General features: G+C 56.7%; 16 protein-coding genes. All 16 read left to right on the forward strand.

The genetic code is table 11. The annotated features are described in order from the left end of the window. Positions 1 to 23: 23 nt before the first annotated feature. The 16 genes from lepB to gloA all read left to right on the forward strand — a co-directional run bounded on the left by lepB (position 24) and on the right by gloA (position 15296). A complete protein-coding gene (gene lepB, locus KP702_RS02160) occupies positions 24 to 818 on the forward strand; it encodes a signal peptidase I (RefSeq protein ID WP_083956265.1) in 795 nt (264 codons plus the stop codon). After that, complete coding sequence (gene rnc / locus KP702_RS02165) at positions 815 to 1549, forward strand: ribonuclease III (protein WP_046899789.1); 735 nt, start codon at positions 815 to 817, stop codon at positions 1547 to 1549. The genes lepB and rnc overlap by 4 nt, the downstream gene beginning before the upstream one ends. Positions 1550 to 1574: 25 nt before the next feature. After that, complete coding sequence (era, locus tag KP702_RS02170; RefSeq protein ID WP_046899788.1) at positions 1575 to 2462, forward strand: GTPase Era; 888 nt, start codon at positions 1575 to 1577, stop codon at positions 2460 to 2462. Between the two features lie 126 nt (positions 2463 to 2588). Next, positions 2589 to 3326, forward strand: coding sequence for a UMP kinase (gene pyrH, locus KP702_RS02175; protein WP_046899787.1), 738 nt, complete (start codon positions 2589 to 2591; stop codon positions 3324 to 3326). Between the two features lie 70 nt (positions 3327 to 3396). Then, positions 3397 to 3963: a ribosome recycling factor gene (frr, locus tag KP702_RS02180; RefSeq protein WP_046899786.1), complete on the forward strand. Its 567-nt coding sequence runs from the start codon at positions 3397 to 3399 to the stop codon at positions 3961 to 3963. Positions 3964 to 4058: 95 nt separating this feature from the next. Next, positions 4059 to 4739, forward strand: coding sequence for a polyprenyl diphosphate synthase (gene uppS, locus KP702_RS02185; protein WP_237389858.1), 681 nt, complete (start codon positions 4059 to 4061; stop codon positions 4737 to 4739). Next, the gene (locus tag KP702_RS02190) at positions 4736 to 5584 is read left to right on the forward strand and encodes a phosphatidate cytidylyltransferase (RefSeq protein ID WP_086634457.1); all 849 of its coding nucleotides are present in this window, start codon (positions 4736 to 4738) and stop codon (positions 5582 to 5584) included. The genes uppS and KP702_RS02190 overlap by 4 nt, the downstream gene beginning before the upstream one ends. Then, positions 5577 to 6800, forward strand: a complete 1224-nt coding sequence (dxr, locus tag KP702_RS02195; RefSeq protein ID WP_202206471.1) for a 1-deoxy-D-xylulose-5-phosphate reductoisomerase — start codon at positions 5577 to 5579, stop codon at positions 6798 to 6800. The genes KP702_RS02190 and dxr overlap by 8 nt, the downstream gene beginning before the upstream one ends. After that, positions 6793 to 7893, forward strand: coding sequence for an RIP metalloprotease RseP (gene rseP / locus KP702_RS02200; protein ID WP_202206472.1), 1101 nt, complete (start codon positions 6793 to 6795; stop codon positions 7891 to 7893). Before dxr ends, rseP begins: the two co-directional genes overlap by 8 nt. Before the next feature lie 168 nt (positions 7894 to 8061). Then, positions 8062 to 10536 (forward strand): outer membrane protein assembly factor BamA, encoded by a 2475-nt coding sequence (gene bamA / locus KP702_RS02205; RefSeq protein ID WP_202206473.1) that lies wholly within the window; start codon positions 8062 to 8064, stop codon positions 10534 to 10536. A 58-nt stretch (positions 10537 to 10594) separates the two neighbouring features. Continuing rightward, positions 10595 to 11506: an OmpH family outer membrane protein gene (locus tag KP702_RS02210; protein WP_202206474.1), complete on the forward strand. Its 912-nt coding sequence runs from the start codon at positions 10595 to 10597 to the stop codon at positions 11504 to 11506. Positions 11507 to 11517: 11 nt separating this feature from the next. After that, entirely contained in the window at positions 11518 to 12579 is a 1062-nt protein-coding gene (gene lpxD, locus KP702_RS02215) for a UDP-3-O-(3-hydroxymyristoyl)glucosamine N-acyltransferase (RefSeq protein WP_202206475.1), read from the forward strand. 102 nt (positions 12580 to 12681) lie between these two features. Then, complete coding sequence (gene fabZ / locus KP702_RS02220) at positions 12682 to 13200, forward strand: 3-hydroxyacyl-ACP dehydratase FabZ (RefSeq protein WP_202206476.1); 519 nt, start codon at positions 12682 to 12684, stop codon at positions 13198 to 13200. Between the two features lie 4 nt (positions 13201 to 13204). Further along, entirely contained in the window at positions 13205 to 14062 is an 858-nt protein-coding gene (lpxA, locus tag KP702_RS02225; protein ID WP_202206477.1) for an acyl-ACP--UDP-N-acetylglucosamine O-acyltransferase, read from the forward strand. Between the two features lie 2 nt (positions 14063 to 14064). Further along, a complete protein-coding gene (locus KP702_RS02230) occupies positions 14065 to 14910 on the forward strand; it encodes an LpxI family protein (protein ID WP_211497801.1) in 846 nt (281 codons plus the stop codon). Then, positions 14907 to 15296, forward strand: coding sequence for a lactoylglutathione lyase (gloA, locus tag KP702_RS02235; protein ID WP_202206478.1), 390 nt, complete (start codon positions 14907 to 14909; stop codon positions 15294 to 15296). The genes KP702_RS02230 and gloA overlap by 4 nt, the downstream gene beginning before the upstream one ends. Positions 15297 to 15572 lie beyond the last annotated feature (276 nt).

Consider the following 15572-nt stretch of genomic DNA (forward strand, 5'->3'; position numbering starts at 1 on the left):
CCATGACTCAGGAGAAAAGCCCCGTGAAGGGTTCAGAGAAGGCTGGTGCAAAGCCGGCGGCCCGTGAAGAATCTCTGGGAGAGAGCGTGCGCTGGCTTGCCCTTATGGTGCTGGCTGTCGTCGCCGTGCGTTCTCTGGTGTTTGAGCCGTTCAATATCCCCTCAGGCTCGATGATCCCGACGTTGCAGATCGGTGATTTCGTTCTGGTATCGAAATCCAGCTACGGCTATTCACGGTTTTCGTTTCCGTTTTCGCCCAATCTCTTTAACGGACGGATCATGGGCTCTGAGCCGCATCGTGGCGATGTGGCTGTTTTCCGGTTCACCCAGAACACTTCCGTTGATTACATCAAGCGGATTGTCGGACTGCCGGGTGATCATATCCAGATGACGGGCGGAAAGCTCTTCCTTAACGGAATTGAGGTGCCGCGGACGTCTCTGGGGCATTACGAAGTTGTGGACGAAAATAACCGTCTGTTGAGCGGCGACCGATATCGGGAAGCGCTGCCTGGCAGTGCCGGGCGCCCACCTGTCGAGCACGATATTCTCAAGCTGACGGACGAAGGCTTTGCCAACGACACGCCAGAATACGTCGTGCCGCAGGGTTATTTCTTCGCGATGGGTGACGACCGGGACGATAGCGCTGACAGTCGTTTCCAGGGCGATGGTCCGGATGATCTCGGCTATGTCCCGATGCAGAATCTTGTAGGGCGGGCGCCGCTTGTTCTGTTCTCCATGGATTTGCGGCATCCGGCATGGCAGTTCTGGTACTGGCCGGTCGAAATTCGCTGGAACCGTTTTCTGCATCCTGTCACATGAAACTTTCACAGGAAGAGGCCATGGAGGCCATGGAGCAGGCGCTCGGTCATCGCTTTGCGAACCGGGATCTGCTCGTGGAAGCTCTGACCCATCGTTCTGCGGTTAGCGGGCGTGATCCTCGTCGTGGCAAACGCACGCAGGGCCCTAAGGGAACCGGTTCGAACGAGCGACTGGAATTCATTGGAGACCGGGTGCTGGGCCTTCTGATGGCGGAGTGGCTGTTCGAACACTATCCGCTGGAGCAGGAAGGCGCGCTGGGTCCAAGGCATGCCCATCTTGTTTCCCGGCCGGTTCTGGCCGAAATCGCGGATAACATCCATTTGTCTTCGGCTCTGACGATTTCGCCGCATGAAGAGGCTGCCGGTATTCGCCGCCTGTCCAGCATCCGGGCAGATGCCATGGAAGCGCTGTTAGGTGCACTTTATCTGGATGCCGGGCTGGAGCCTGCACGGCGTGTTGTCCGTCAACAGTGGGAAGGGCGGATCGACAGTCATGCCCGTCCTCACAAGGAGCCCAAGACCCTTTTGCAGGAATATCTCCTGTCCAAGGGGCTCCCGCTCCCGAAATATGAACTCCTCGCCGCAGAGGGGCCGTCTCATGCGCCCGTGTTTCGTGTGGCCGTTCAGGCATTTGGCCTGACGGGGCATGGAGAAGCAGGCAGTAAGAGAGTGGCCGAAAGTGCGGCGGCAATAGATCTTCTGAAACGTCTTGGTCAGAACGTAGCGTCGTGAGGCGCATGTGGAAAAGGATTGGTACATGACCACACGCTGCGGTTTCGTGGCCCTTGTTGGGTCCCCGAATGCTGGAAAATCAACACTTCTGAACCGGATTGCCGGTGCCAAACTGTCGATTGTGAGCCCTAAAGCTCAGACGACACGCTTTCGCACGCTGGGAATTGTGGTTCGCAACAATGCTCAGATCATCCTTGTGGATCTGCCCGGTATTTTCAAGCCGCGCCGTCGGCTTGACCGGGCCATGGTCAACGCGGCTTGGACGGGATCCCAGGATGCGGATCTGACGCTTCTCCTGATCGACGCCAAGGCTGGTTTACGGGATGATGTTCGTGAGATCATTGGCAAGCTTGCGGGTAGCGGCAAGAGGGTCTGGCTTGTTCTAAACAAGACGGATCTTGTTGGCGCTGAAGAATTGCTGCCGCTGACGAAGGATGTCAGCAGCCTGATCAGCGTTGAATATGTGTTTATGCTGAGCGCCCGTTCCGGAGACGGCGTTGATGACCTGATGGATCATCTAGCACGTGAACTGCCGGAAGGTCCGTATCTCTATCCGGAAGACGATTTGACGGATCTTCCGGATCGTCTTCTCGCGGCTGAGCTGGTGCGCGAACAGATCTTCATGCAGACGCATGAAGAGATTCCCTATCAGGCGACAGTCGAGACAGAGAGCTTCAAGGAGCGTCCAGATGGATCAGTGCGCGTGGAAGTTACAATCTACGTGTCACGCCCTGGTCATAAGGCGATCCTGATTGGCGAAGGCGGCCATAAAATCAAATCCATTGGTGCACGAGCGCGAATGGAGCTTCAGGGCCTGCTTGAGCGAACCTGCCATCTTTTCCTGAACGTCAAGGAGCGAGCAGGCTGGGATGAAGAGAAGGCACGCCTGAGGGCGATTGGCCTCGAAGAGTAACAGGGTGGAAACGCTGTCAACGGGGCTTTTCATAAGAAGCCTCGTGTCTGACATCGCTTGTTCCCAGCCCTCTGCGTCTGTATGACAGGCGCAAAGTCACCACAAATCCAGCAAGAGACGGGCACGATGACCGAACAACGAGACAAAAGCCCCTCCTACAAACGTGTTCTGCTCAAGGTGTCAGGCGAAGCCCTGATGGGTAAGGGTTCGGGTGGAGTGGACCCAGAAATGGTAGACATGGTTGCTGCCGATATCGCCGCAGTTGTGGCGTCTGGTGTGCAGGTCTGCCTCGTTGTCGGTGGTGGCAACATTTTCCGTGGCCTGTCCGCGGCGGCACGTGGCATGGATCGTGCGCAGGGTGACTATGCCGGTATGCTGGCAACGGTCATCAACGCACTGATGCTCCAGAACGGTCTTGAACGTCAGGGGCTTGAGACACGCGTTATGACGGCTATCCAGATGGCCGCTATTGCTGAGCCCTATATCCGCCGTCGGGCAGTTCGTCACATGGAGAAGGGACGCGTTGTCATTTTCGCCGCAGGAACGGGTAACCCGTACTTCACGACGGATACAGCTGCTGCCCTGCGTGCTAACGAAATGGAATGCGACGCCGTGTTCAAGGGAACGCAGGTCGACGGCATTTATTCCGATGACCCACGTCGTAATCCAGATGCCGTGCGTTACGATCAGCTGACGTACATGGATGTTCTGGCACGTCAGTTGAATGTCATGGATGCTGCGGCAATCAGTCTTGCTCGTGAAAATAAATTGCCCATCGTGGTCTTCAACATGCATGCTCCGGGCGCGTTTGCAGCCGTTGTGCGTGGCGAAGGTCGCTTTACACGGGTTATCGAAGCAGGCTGATCGCCTCATTTTTAACGAACCTTTCAGGATATTCTCCTGAACTTACGTTGATTCAGAAAGGAACAGCTTAATGTCTGCTGACCTGAAAGACCTGATGGCTGACCTCACGCGCCGTATGGATGGTGCGATTGAGAGTCTGCGTCGTGACCTCTCTGGCCTGCGGTCTGGTCGTGCCAGCCCGAACCTGCTGGAGCCGATCCGGGTTGAAGCCTATGGCTCCGAAGTGCCGCTTTCTCAGGTGGGATCTATCGCTGTACCGGAAGCCCGGATGCTGACGGTTTCCGTCTGGGATCGTACGCTGGTTGGTGCAGTGGAACGTGCCATCCGTGATGGTGGCCTGGGTCTTAACCCTGCTGCTGACGGTCAGACGATCCGCGTTCCCATTCCGGTGCTGACGGAAGAGCGTCGTAACGAACTGGCGCGTGCAGCCAATCGTTACGCCGAAAACGGTAAGATCGCTGTACGTGGTGTTCGTCGTGACGGCATGGAACAGACGAAGTCGCTCGAAAAGAAGGGTGACATCAGTCAGGACGACATGAAGTCCTGGACGGATTCCGTGCAGAAGCTGACAGATCAGTACGTCAAGAAAGTTGACGATATTCTCGCGGAGAAAGAACGCGAGATCAAACAGGTCTGATACCTTCGTTGACAATGGGATCTCTTCCTCAGGCCAGCACACCTTCTCTTTCATCAAGAGAGGGGGAAGGCGCCACTGTTCCCGTCCATGTCGCCATGATCATGGATGGGAATGGGCGTTGGGCCCGTTCGCGCAATCTGCCAGTTGCAGCCGGGCACCGGAAAGGTGCCGAGGCTGTGCAGGATTGCGTTCGTTCGGCCATTCGCCAGGGCGTACGCTATCTGACGCTTTACGCTTTCTCTTCGGAAAACTGGCGGCGGTCTGCTGAGGAAGTCGGTGACCTGACATCGCTCCTGCGTTTCTATCTGCGCCACAAGCTCAATGAATTGCATGAGCAAGGGGTGCGTTTGCGCGTTATTGGAGAGCCTGAGCGGTTCGAAGGAGCATTGCGCGAGGAATTGCGCCGTGCGGAAGCAAAGACTGCTTCCAACACGACGCTGACTCTGACGCTCGCCCTGTCCTATGGCGGGCGAGCCGATATTGTTCAGGCGGCACGACGTCTTGCGGATCAGGTTGCCAGTGGAACATTGGCATCGTCCGATATTACTGAGGAACGTCTGGATCAGGCGCTTCAGACGTCCGATATGCCAGATCCGGATCTCGTTATTCGGACAAGTGGAGAATGCCGTCTCTCCAACTTTCTGCTCTGGCAGAGTGCTTACGCGGAACTGGTGTTCATGGACGTCCTGTGGCCGGATTTCGGGGAAGCCGAGTTCGTTCAGGCTCTCTCGCATTTTGCCGGGCGTCAGCGCCGTTTTGGCGGTCGACCAGCATGAGCGGATCTTCCCGGTGGTCTGATCTGAAGCTGCGTCTGACGTCAGCTGTCATTCTCGTTGTCGTTGCCGGGGGATGCCTCTGGCAAGGCGGCATGATCTATAACGCTCTCATCCTGCTGGCCATGTTCGGGCTGGTTTGGGAAGGGCTTACCCTCATCAAGCAGCCATTACACACCTGGCGCGGCGTCCTCCTTCTTCTCTGGCCGATGGTGTCAGGGGTTGCGGCCCTTCGCGGTGAATGGAGCGGCGCATTCTGGATGGTTTGGCCAAGCCTCATTTTTGGTATTCCAGCCTGTATTCCTGTTGTCGTCTCCATTCTGGGCGGTCTCTCGCTCCTCTGGCTTCGACATTTGCCCTATGGTTTAGAGAGCGTTCTGTTCGTGCTGTGCGTTGTGATCGCTAGCGACAGTTTTGCTTATCTGACAGGCCGCATCTTTGGTGGCCCTAAACTGGCCCCTTCAATCTCTCCCGGAAAAACCCGCTCGGGCGCAATTGGCGGCCTGATCGGTGCGTCTTTTGCCGGGGGAATGGTGGCCTGGCTGTCTGGAGCGGGCTTTGTGGGTGGTGGTCTCCTGTGGGGAGCGGTTCTGGGTGTTTTCTCCCAGAGTGGTGATCTGCTTGAAAGTGCGGCCAAGCGTAGACTGAACGTCAAGGATTCTGGCCGTCTGATTCCAGGTCATGGCGGTCTGCTGGATCGTTTTGATGGCCTACTGGCTGCGGCACCGCTTGCCGCGCTTTTGTCACTGGCAGTTGCGGGGCAGGTGTTCTGGTCTGCCACTCCTGCGGATCTGATAGGCGGGTCTGCGCATCGTATCATTCCTCAGGGGGAATCTTCTCATGATTGACGGTTCTGTGGCCACGCCTCGGCGGATCAGCGTTCTGGGCAGTACAGGTAGCATCGGGACTTCGACGGTCGATCTACTCAAGCAGATGGGCGGCGATATTGAAGTGCGGGCACTGGTCGGGGGGCGTAATGTTGCCCTTCTTGCGGAGCAGGCTCGTGAACTTCGCGCTGAAATTGCGGTCATTCACGATGAGAGCCTGCATGACGATCTGAAAGCACGGTTGGCAGGGAGCGGTATCCGCACCGCAGCCGGGCGTCAGGCCGTTATCGAGGCCGGTGCGATGGAAGCGGACTGGACCATGGCTGCCATCACAGGCGCAGCCGGTCTGGAGCCGACACTTGCTGCCGCGCGTAATGGTCATGCAATCGCGCTCGCCAACAAGGAAGCTCTCGTCTGTGCGGGCGATGTGATGCTTCGAGTTGTTGGCGAAGCTGGTGCGACGCTGCTTCCTGTTGACTCAGAGCATAATGCGATTGCCCAGGCCTTGGGTGGTTGTGACATGAGCACGGTCGAAAAGATCGTGCTGACAGCTTCAGGTGGCCCCTTCCGTCAGTCCACTCTGGAAGAGATGCGTGATGCGACGCTTGAAAAGGCGCTGAAGCATCCTACCTGGACGATGGGTGCGAAAATCACGATTGATTCGGCTTCCATGGCCAATAAGGGTCTTGAGGTTATTGAGGCGGCGCGTCTGTTTGGTCTGACAGAAGACCGCATTGATGTTTTGGTGCACCCTCAGTCTGTGGTGCATGGGCTCGTTCAGTTCCGGGATGGCAGTCTGGTCGCGCAGATGGGGTCAGCAGACATGCGTATCCCTATTGCTCACACACTTGCGTGGCCTGACCGCATGGAAACACCATGCCAGCGTCTGGATCTGACAGCTTTCGGGCGCCTCGATTTCGAGGCCCCAGATGAGACGCGTTTTATTCCCCTGCGACTTGCCCGTCAGGTTCTCAGGGCAGGAGGGGCTGCTCCCGCAGTTTTCTCAGCAGCCAACGAAGTTGCCGTGGACGCTTTTCTGAACCGTCGGATAGGATTCCTTGGTATTGGTGAAACCATCGATAGCGCTCTTCAGGCCATGACGGAAAATCCTGAACTGACGACGCTGGATGAAGTCCTGGAATGGGATGCGCGCGGCCGGGCATTGGCAGAAGAGCATATTCTTCGCGAAAGCGGCCGACTGCGGAACACAGTAAGCGAGACTGCCCTGCATGCATGATTTTCTGCGTACCATTCTTGCCTATGTTCTGATTCTTGGCGTTCTCGTGTTTATCCACGAGCTGGGCCATTACCTTGCTGCCCGGTGGCGCGGGGTAAAGGTTGAGACATTCTCCATCGGTTTTGGGCCGGCTCTTCGCCGGTGGCATGACAAATCCGGTACTGAATGGCGGCTGAGTGCAATTCCACTTGGTGGGTATGTCAAACCGCACGGGTTTGAAGGCCCTGACGATGCCACGGATGAGCAGAAAGCGGCCTGGATTCCCGGGCGTACCTTTCATGACAAGCCTGTCGGTTCCCGCGCGCTGGTGATCGTGATGGGACCTGTTTTCAATTTTCTGTTTGCGATTGTGGCGTTTACCCTGTTGTTCGCAACGGTGGGCAAGCCGCAGCTTCGCGGGGATATTTCCCAGGTTGTGGCAGGGAGTGCCGCAGAGAAGGCGGGCGTAAAAACGGGTGATGTCATTACCCGGATTGGCTCGCTTTCCATTTCCGGTCCTGAAGATGTCATGGGGACGGTATCGGCACGACCAGGCGCTGAGACCACACTTGAAGTGCGCCGGAATGGCCAGGATCTGACGTTGCCCGTGACAATTGGCAGCGTAAAGGCTGGCGCCCATCCGACTGGTGTTCTGGGCGTTGGTTTTGCGGCCTCTCCGGGGAAACCGGTTTCGCCGATCAAGGCGGCGATAATGGGTGTTCAGGAAACCTGGACCATGTCAGTGCGGACGTTGCAGGGCGTCTGGCAGATCATTTCTGGGCAGCGCAGTGCACGGGAGCTGGGCGGAACAATCCGAATCGCACAGATCTCTGGACAGGTCGCCAGCTATGGTATGGCCAGCATTGTGTCTTTCATGGCGCTTCTGTCTATCAATCTGGGGCTGATCAACCTCTTCCCGATCCCTGTTCTCGATGGTGGACGACTGATCTTTTATGCCGTCGAAGCCATTAAGGGGCGCCCGGTTTCACGCCGTGTGCAGGAAGTCAGCATGCAGGTCGGAATGGCGCTTATCGGCGCGCTTTTCCTCTTTTCAACAGTGAATGACCTCACGAATCTGGGTCTGTTTCACTGGATGTTTCACGCAGGAAGCTAATGTGAGATACGCCCGGTAACTCTTCGTGAGTGAAGGGAGATCTTGCATGGTGGGGGGATTTTCGGATACCTCCGCCAATGGCGTAGCGTGTCAGGCGCCTGCAAAAAATCTGTTACAAGGAAAACCGGTTTGTCAGGATCACGGTCAAGAGGTTCCCGGTCCCCGAACATGCGCTTGATGCTGCTGGCATCTGCATGTCTTCTCCCGACCGCTCTCGGTGTGGCGGAGGCCCGTTCTGCTCGTCAGCACCAGACATCAGGTGCAACCTCAGGCAACAACGTGATCCAGGCCATTTCGGTCACTGGTAACACGCGTATCGAGACCAGCACGGTCCTGTCGTACATGGTTGCCCAGCCAGGTGACTCGTTCAACCAGGACGATCTGGATCGCTCCCTGAAGACGCTCTATGCAACGGGCCTTTTCAAGGACGTTACCCTTCACCGTGAGGGCAATACTCTCCTGGTGAATCTGGTTGAGAACCCGATCGTCAATCGCATTGTCTTTGAAGGGAATCACGCCCTGAAGGATGAAGATCTCCGCAAGGAAATCAGTCTTCGTCCCCGTGCAGTGTTTTCCTCACAGACCACGGCTGCTGATCGTCAGAAGATCCTGAACCAGTATGCGGGCAAGGCGCGTTTCGGGGCGACTGTAACGCCGCAGATCATCAAGCTTTCTCATAATCGCGTGGATGTTGTCTTCAAGATCAACGAGGCTCAGCAGACGCTGATCCATAAGATCGTCTTTGTTGGCAATCATGCGTTCAGTGAAGCCCGTCTGGCTCAGGTGATTTCGTCCAAAGAGAACACCTGGTATCGCTTCTTCTCATCTTCTGATGAGTATAATCCTGAGCGTATCAAGTATGACGCAGAGTTGCTGCGCCGCTTCTACCTTCACAACGGATTTGTCGATTTCCACATGATCGACGCGACGGGCGAGCTTTCTCCCGATCACAAGTCTTTCTACGTGACGTTCACCATCCATGAAGGTGAGCAGTATCGCATCGGCAAGATGGACGTTCGTTCCACGGTGCGTCGCGTCACGCCGGAAATGATGCGCAAGCACATCGAGCTGTTCAAGCATCAGATCTATGATGGAACTGCCATCCAGCATAACACCACGAACATGCAGGAGTGGTTGCAGGCTCAGGGGCATCCGTTTGCGATGGTGCGCTCTGAAATTGCCCGTAATCCGGAAAAGCGGATTGTTGACCTTCTGTTCGATGTGACTGAAGGGCCGCATGTTTATGTCGAGCGTATCGACATCAACGGCAACACGATCACCCGGGATAATGTGATCCGACGCAATCTGCCCATGGCAGAGGGCGACCCGTATACCCCGTTTGACAAGAAGTATTCCAAGCTGGCCCTTCAGGACCTCGGATATTTCAGCACGGTGTCTGTTGATCAGACGCAGGGCTCCGCTCCTGACCGTGTGAACGTGTCTGCCAACGTGGTCGAGAAGCCGACTGGTGAGTTCTCACTGGGTGGTGGTTACTCCACAGACGTTGGTGTGCTGGGTAATGCGTCCATCAAGCAGCACAACATGCTTGGCACGGGTATCGACGCCGGTATCTCGGGTACGGTTGCGTACTATGAGAAGCAGGCTGACATCTCCATTACGGATCCGTACTTCCTGAACCGTAACCTGGTTGCTGGCGCTGATTTCTACTTCATCCAGAATAACTACCAGACGTATCAGAGCTATAAAGAATCCCAGTACGGTATGAGCCTGCGTCTGGGGTATGCGTATAACCGCTATCTGTCGCAGTCCTTTAGCTACACGCTGGTCGATCGTCAGGTTGGCAACTTCTATGATGCGAAGACCGTGGCTGAGAACCCGGATTACATTGAATGGGTTCCATCCAAGTATGTTCGTGACTCAGCCGGCTGGTCCGTCCTCTCGCAGCTCAGCACCTCTCTGACGTATGATCGCCGTGATCGACGCATGAACCCTCATGACGGGTACATGATGAAAGTCGGTGGTGATTTTGCTGGTCTGGGCGGCGATGCGAAGTACTATCGCGTCAAGGCTGACGGTGCATATTATCTGCCGCTCGACCAGCTTACAGGTAGCCACGACTGGACCCTTCAGTTCAAGGGTGGCGTCGGTTACATGGGCGACTGGAGTGACTCCGGGCGCCGTAACATCATCGATAACTTCTACCTGGGTGGTGAAAACCTGCGAGGCTTCTTGCAGGGTGGTGTTGGCCCGCGTTCGGGGCATATCTGCACCACCGCACAGCGGACTTCGAGCGGATCTTGCCCGACACTCGCCTATCTCCCACGGGCAGGTCAGGAAGATCTGTTGGGTGGCCGTTTCATGTATACGGCTTCTGCACAGCTTAACTTTCCGATGCCAATGGGTGACGATCTTGGAATTTCCGGTCGTTACTTTGTGGACGCGGGTAGTCTTTCCAGTGTTCGCGTAAAGCAGAAATATACGGATTACTCACGCCGCGACCAGTCGGGCTACGAATACACCCCGATCACGGGTGACACCATGATCCCGCGTGTTTCCACGGGCCTCGGTATCTCCTGGAAGAGCCCATTCGGCCTTGTGAATATTGATGGTGCCATACCGCTGCGTAAGGAGAAGGGCGATCGTCTTTACCCGCTGCGCTTTGGCTTTGGGCAGCAGTTCTAAGAACTGCGTGTCTGACTTCGAGCTCCAAGCACTTCCATCCCCTTTCCCAGAGGTGGTTATGACCTTTATTTCCCTGATGCGCCCGGCCTCGGTCGGTGCGCTTCTGGCTGCGACGGTTCTTGCTGTTGCACCCGCTGCTCACGCCCAGGCCGCCAACAACGGTGGATGGTTTGTTCCCAAGGCCGCACATCCGGATGCACCGGCTGCTGCACGTCCGGCACCTCGCCGCAGTGTGCCCATGGCTGAGGCGCCTGTTGAAGACGAGCAGGCTGCTCCGAATGCACAGCAGGCTCCCCCGGTTCTGCCGTTGCCGCCGATCCCTAATCCGCCAACTGTTGCGAAGGGCGCTGCGCCACCAGCTGCAGTCATTGGTGTGATCAATGTTCAGGCTGTCATGCAGATGTCGTCTGCTGCGCAGGAGATCCAGCAGGTTCTTGGCGCACGTCGTGACAAGCTGGCACAGGCTGTGCAGCGTGAAGAGGGTGCGTGGCGTGGTGAGCAGCAGAAGCTGCAATCCGAAGCCCGCAGTCTTACAGCTGACCAGATCCAGCTTCGTGAGCGCCATCTTCAGGAGCGTCGCGCCAAGGATCAGCGAGATTTTGGTAATCAGGCTCGTATTGTTCAGGAAGCTGCGCAGGTTGCCTTCCACCAGATCGAGCGTGAGCTTGAACAGGGTAACGGCATCATTGCCGCGGTTGCCGGTGCGCATAACATGAACCTGGTTCTGCATGCCGAGCAGGTTGTGCTGCATGTGGGCGAGCAGGACATCACGGAAGAAGTGGCAAACCAGCTGAACAAGACGCTGCCGCACGTGTTTATTCCTGACGAAGGCGTGGATCCTGAGCAACTCGCCAAGTCTGGCAAGATGCCAACGACGGCAGACGAACAGCGTGCGCCGCAGGGTCCTGAACAGGCAGCGCCAGCTTCGGCTCCCGCGCAGCCTGAGTCCGTTCTCCGGCAGCATCGCTGAGGCCTGATCCCGTGGCTGATAAGGTACTCACCGAAAACCGACCTGGTGATGAGCGCTTCTTCCTGAGAGCTGGACCTTTTGGTCTGGCTCATCTTGCGGAAGTATCGGGAAGCGAGGTTCGTCCTGCTGCTGAAGGGCAGGAGGATCCAGTCAGTTTCCGCGGGGTTGCCCCATTGCACGTTGCGGGACCGGAAGACGTGAGTTTTCTGGATAATCGCCGCTACCTGCCTCTTCTGGAAAAAACGCGTGCAGGGGTGGTCATTCTTGCGCCGGCTTTTGCCGACAAGCTGCCAGCACATACGGCGGGCCTTGTCTGCAAAACGCCCTACCTTGCATGGGCACGCATTGCAGCGCTCTTTCATCCTGCACCGTCATCGACGGGTGTTCGTCATCCTTCGGCTTATGTCAGTGAGACAGCTGAGATCGGTGAGAATGTCGAGATTGGGGCTTTCGCTGTTGTCGAAGACGGCGCGAAAATTGGCTCGGGCACACTGATTGGTGCGCATGCCGTGATTGGTCGGAGTGTCGAGATCGGTGAGCGTTGCCGCATTGGCAGCCATGTCAGTCTGACGCACGCCCGTGTCGGGAACCGGGTAACATTGTATCCCGGCGCGCGCATTGGTCAGGACGGATTTGGTTTTGCTGTCGGTCCTGCTGGTTTCGAGACCGTGCCGCAGCTTGGTCTGGTTGTCATTGAGGACGACGTTGAGATCGGTGCTAACTCAACGATTGATCGTGGCTCCATGCGCGATACGATCATTGGGGCAGGCACGCGGATCGATAATCTGGTTCAGATCGGACACAATGCCCAGCTCGGAAAATGCTGCATTGTTGTTTCGCAGGCTGGTATTTCCGGCTCGACCGAGCTTGGCGATTTCGTCACGATCGCTGCTCAGGCCGGCCTGATCGGTCACATCAAGATTGGTGACAAGGCCCGTGTTGGGGCTCAGTGCGGTGTCATGTCTGACGTGGATGCGGGAGCGGATGTTATCGGTAGCCCCGCCATGCCCTTCCGGGAATTCTTCCGGAACGTAGCCACTTTGCGGAAGCTCTCCCGCAAAAGCGGCGACTGACCTTTCCGGTGACGGATGGTATCCCGTAGCCAGTTTTGCTAAGGGAGGCCATCCGCACTGCTCGGAGAGCAGAAAACTGACAAAATTTTCCCTTAGAAGGGCATGGTGAACAAAATGGATCGAGTGGACGCTCCGGCTGAAAAGACGACCCCGGCAGAAGGGGCTTCGGGAACGCATCAGGTTCCTGAGAGCATCGACATTCTGCAGATCATGCAGGCGATCCCTCATCGCTATCCGTTCCTGCTGATCGACAAGATGCAGGAAATCAAGGCTGGTGAGTCCGCTGTTGGCATCAAGAACGTCACAGTGAACGAGCCCTTCTTTCAGGGGCATTTTCCTTCCCATCCGGTGATGCCTGGCGTTCTGATCATCGAAGCCATGGCTCAGACAGCTGCGACGCTTGTTGTCCTGACGCTTGGCAAGGCCTTCGAAGGGAAGCTGGTATATTTCATGACCATTGAAGGCGCCAAGTTCCGCCGTCCGGTTGGGCCGGGTGATCAGCTTCGTATTGAAGTGGTCAAAGAGCGGTCGCGGGCGAATGTCTGGAAATTCAAGGGCATTGCACGTGTTGACGGCGTTGCCGTTGCAGAGGCAACCTTCAGTGCCATGATCATGGGCTGAACTGATGCAGATTGCAGGAAAACGATCCGATAGCGCTGAGATTCACGCGACTGCTCTTGTCGATGAACGTGCCCGAATTGGGGAAAATGTTCGCATTGGCCCGTGGTGCATCGTCGGGCCTCACGTGACACTTGGCGACGGTGTGCACCTGCATGCTTCGGTGATTGTCGATGGGCACACGACCCTTCGTGAGGAAGTAGAAGTCTATCCCTTCGTCACGATCGGCATGGCACCGCAGGATCTCAAATACGCTGGAGAGCCGACGCTCTGCGAGATCGGTGCGAGAACGATCATCCGTGAAAACGTTACCATTCATCGTGGAACGGCGCAGGGACATGCACTGACGAAAATTGGCGCGTCCTGCCTGATCATGGCAAATGCTCATGTGGCGCATGACTGTGTTCTCGGTGATCGTGTGATCATCGTGAACAATGTTGTCATGGGCGGCCATGTCGAGATTGCTGACGATGCAAAGGTGATGGGATCAGCAGCGCTCCATCAGTTCGTGCGCATTGGTCGCGGCGCTGTCGTAGGTGGCGTCTGTGGCGTCGAAATGGATGTCATCCCCTACGGAAGTGTTCTCGGGAATCGTGCCCGTCTGGTCGGACTGAACTGGATCGGGCTGAAGCGCTCTGGCGTCGGCCCGGAAGAAATGCAGGCCATGCGTCGCGCCTTTCGGACACTCTACCCTCGGCATGGCAGCACGGAGGTTGTGCTGGAAGCCCGCATTGCAGATGTACGGCGGGAGTATGGTCATTTGCCGCGTATTGCTGAGATGCTGGACTTTATGGAAGCGCCAAGCCGCCGCGGGCTGACACGTGTGGCCCGTAATGAGGGGCTTTCCGAAACCGAAGGGGCCTGAGCGTGATGGGGGCAGGTTGCGTCGGTATTCTGGCCGGGGCGGGCCCCTTGCCTGCAAAGGTCGCTGCGGCTGCCCTGGAAAAGGGAAAGTCGGTTTTTGTGGTCGGCTTTCGTGATTTTGCGGACATGGCCCGTCTGGCACCTTATCCACATGAAATCATCCGCCTTGCTGCTGTAGGAGAAATCTTGGCAGCCCTTAAAAAGCATGGATGCCGGGAACTGGTTCTGATCGGACCGGTTCGACGCCCTGCGTGGCGTGACCTTCGCCCTGATGCGGAAGGGGCGCGTGTTCTTGCACGTTTGGGACGTGCGATCTTCCTTGGCGATGACGGGCTTCTCGGAGCAGTTGTGCGCGTGCTCGGGGAAGAAGGGTTCATTGTTCGCGGCGCCCACGAATTCCTTGATCATGCGACCGGTAAGAGCGGGACGCTTGGTCGCGTTGTGCCAGACGAACAGGCGCGTCAGGACATCGCACGTGGTGTTCAGGTGCTGCGGGCCATGGCTGCGCTGGATATTGGGCAGGGGTGTGTCGTTCAGAGCGGTCTGGTTCTGGCTGTCGAAGCTCTTGAGGGCACGGATGCCATGCTGGGACGCTGCGGCAAACTGATGCAGGCTGGCAGTGGCGGCGTTCTTATCAAAATGCCCAAAAGCGGACAGGACCTGAGGGCAGATATGCCGACAATAGGTCCTGAGACGCTGGAAAATGCGGCCCGGAACGGATTGAGGGGCGTTGCGTTTCAGCCTGGTGTCACGTTGTTGACAGACCCTGACCGCTGCGTCGCCTTGGCTGACCGATACGGGCTATTCCTTTACGGGCTGACAAGCGAAGATCTGAAAGAAGAAAAATGAGCACATTTCTGCACACGATGGTTCGTATTCGAGACATTGATCGCAGTCTGGCGTTCTACAGCCTTCTTGGCATGAAAGAACTGCGCCGCAAGGAAGTTCGTGAAGGCCGTTACACACTCGTTTTCATTGGATTCGCTGATAATGAGAACGGACAGGCTGAAATTGAGCTGACCTATAACTGGGATCAGGAAACGGATTACGACGTCGGCACGGGATTCGGCCATTTTGCGATTGGCGTCTCGGATGTGGCCGCGCTTGTAGAGGCTGTCCGGATTGGTGGCGGCAAAGTGACCCGTGAAGCCGGGCCACTGAAGTTCGGCACGATCATCATTGCCTTCGTGGAAGATCCAGACGGCTACAAGATTGAGCTTATTGAGAAGAAGTAGGTTTCTTCAGGAGGCGCAGTGCTTTTTCCAGCGCCTCGACAATTGTTCCTGCATGTTTTCTGACGGATTCGTCTGAATGGGATGTCAAGATGTCCGCACACAGCATCGCCGGGGACAGGGCATTTCGCAGATCATGTCGAAATGCCTTGGAGTCGTCAGTTGATGACGGTGGCGGAGCGGGATTTTGGCTCATATCCTTAAGTTCCTGAGAGTGTAGCATTGACAGGGAAGGGTCGGGTGAGTACAAGCCCGGGTCTCATTCACCGGGCGTTTCGT

This window comes from Gluconobacter sp. P5B12 (genome assembly GCF_018812035.1).
Taxonomy (GTDB): domain Bacteria; phylum Pseudomonadota; class Alphaproteobacteria; order Acetobacterales; family Acetobacteraceae; genus Gluconobacter.

Bases quoted from the DNA above. Each gene is read 5' to 3' on its own strand.
- rnc (WP_046899789.1), top strand. From the start codon at position 815: ATGAAACTTTCACAGGAAGAGGCCATGGAGGCCATGGAGCAGGCGCTC.
- era (WP_046899788.1), top strand. From the start codon at position 1,575: ATGACCACACGCTGCGGTTTCGTGGCCCTTGTTGGGTCCCCGAATGCT.
- pyrH (WP_046899787.1), top strand. From the start codon at position 2,589: ATGACCGAACAACGAGACAAAAGCCCCTCCTACAAACGTGTTCTGCTC.
- frr (WP_046899786.1), top strand. From the start codon at position 3,397: ATGTCTGCTGACCTGAAAGACCTGATGGCTGACCTCACGCGCCGTATG.
- uppS (WP_237389858.1), top strand. From the start codon at position 4,059: ATGATCATGGATGGGAATGGGCGTTGGGCCCGTTCGCGCAATCTGCCA.
- KP702_RS02190 (WP_086634457.1), top strand. From the start codon at position 4,736: ATGAGCGGATCTTCCCGGTGGTCTGATCTGAAGCTGCGTCTGACGTCA.
- dxr (WP_202206471.1), top strand. From the start codon at position 5,577: ATGATTGACGGTTCTGTGGCCACGCCTCGGCGGATCAGCGTTCTGGGC.
- rseP (WP_202206472.1), top strand. From the start codon at position 6,793: ATGCATGATTTTCTGCGTACCATTCTTGCCTATGTTCTGATTCTTGGC.
- bamA (WP_202206473.1), top strand. From the start codon at position 8,062: ATGCGCTTGATGCTGCTGGCATCTGCATGTCTTCTCCCGACCGCTCTC.
- KP702_RS02210 (WP_202206474.1), top strand. From the start codon at position 10,595: ATGACCTTTATTTCCCTGATGCGCCCGGCCTCGGTCGGTGCGCTTCTG.
- fabZ (WP_202206476.1), top strand. From the start codon at position 12,682: ATGGTGAACAAAATGGATCGAGTGGACGCTCCGGCTGAAAAGACGACC.
- lpxA (WP_202206477.1), top strand. From the start codon at position 13,205: ATGCAGATTGCAGGAAAACGATCCGATAGCGCTGAGATTCACGCGACT.
- gloA (WP_202206478.1), top strand. From the start codon at position 14,907: ATGAGCACATTTCTGCACACGATGGTTCGTATTCGAGACATTGATCGC.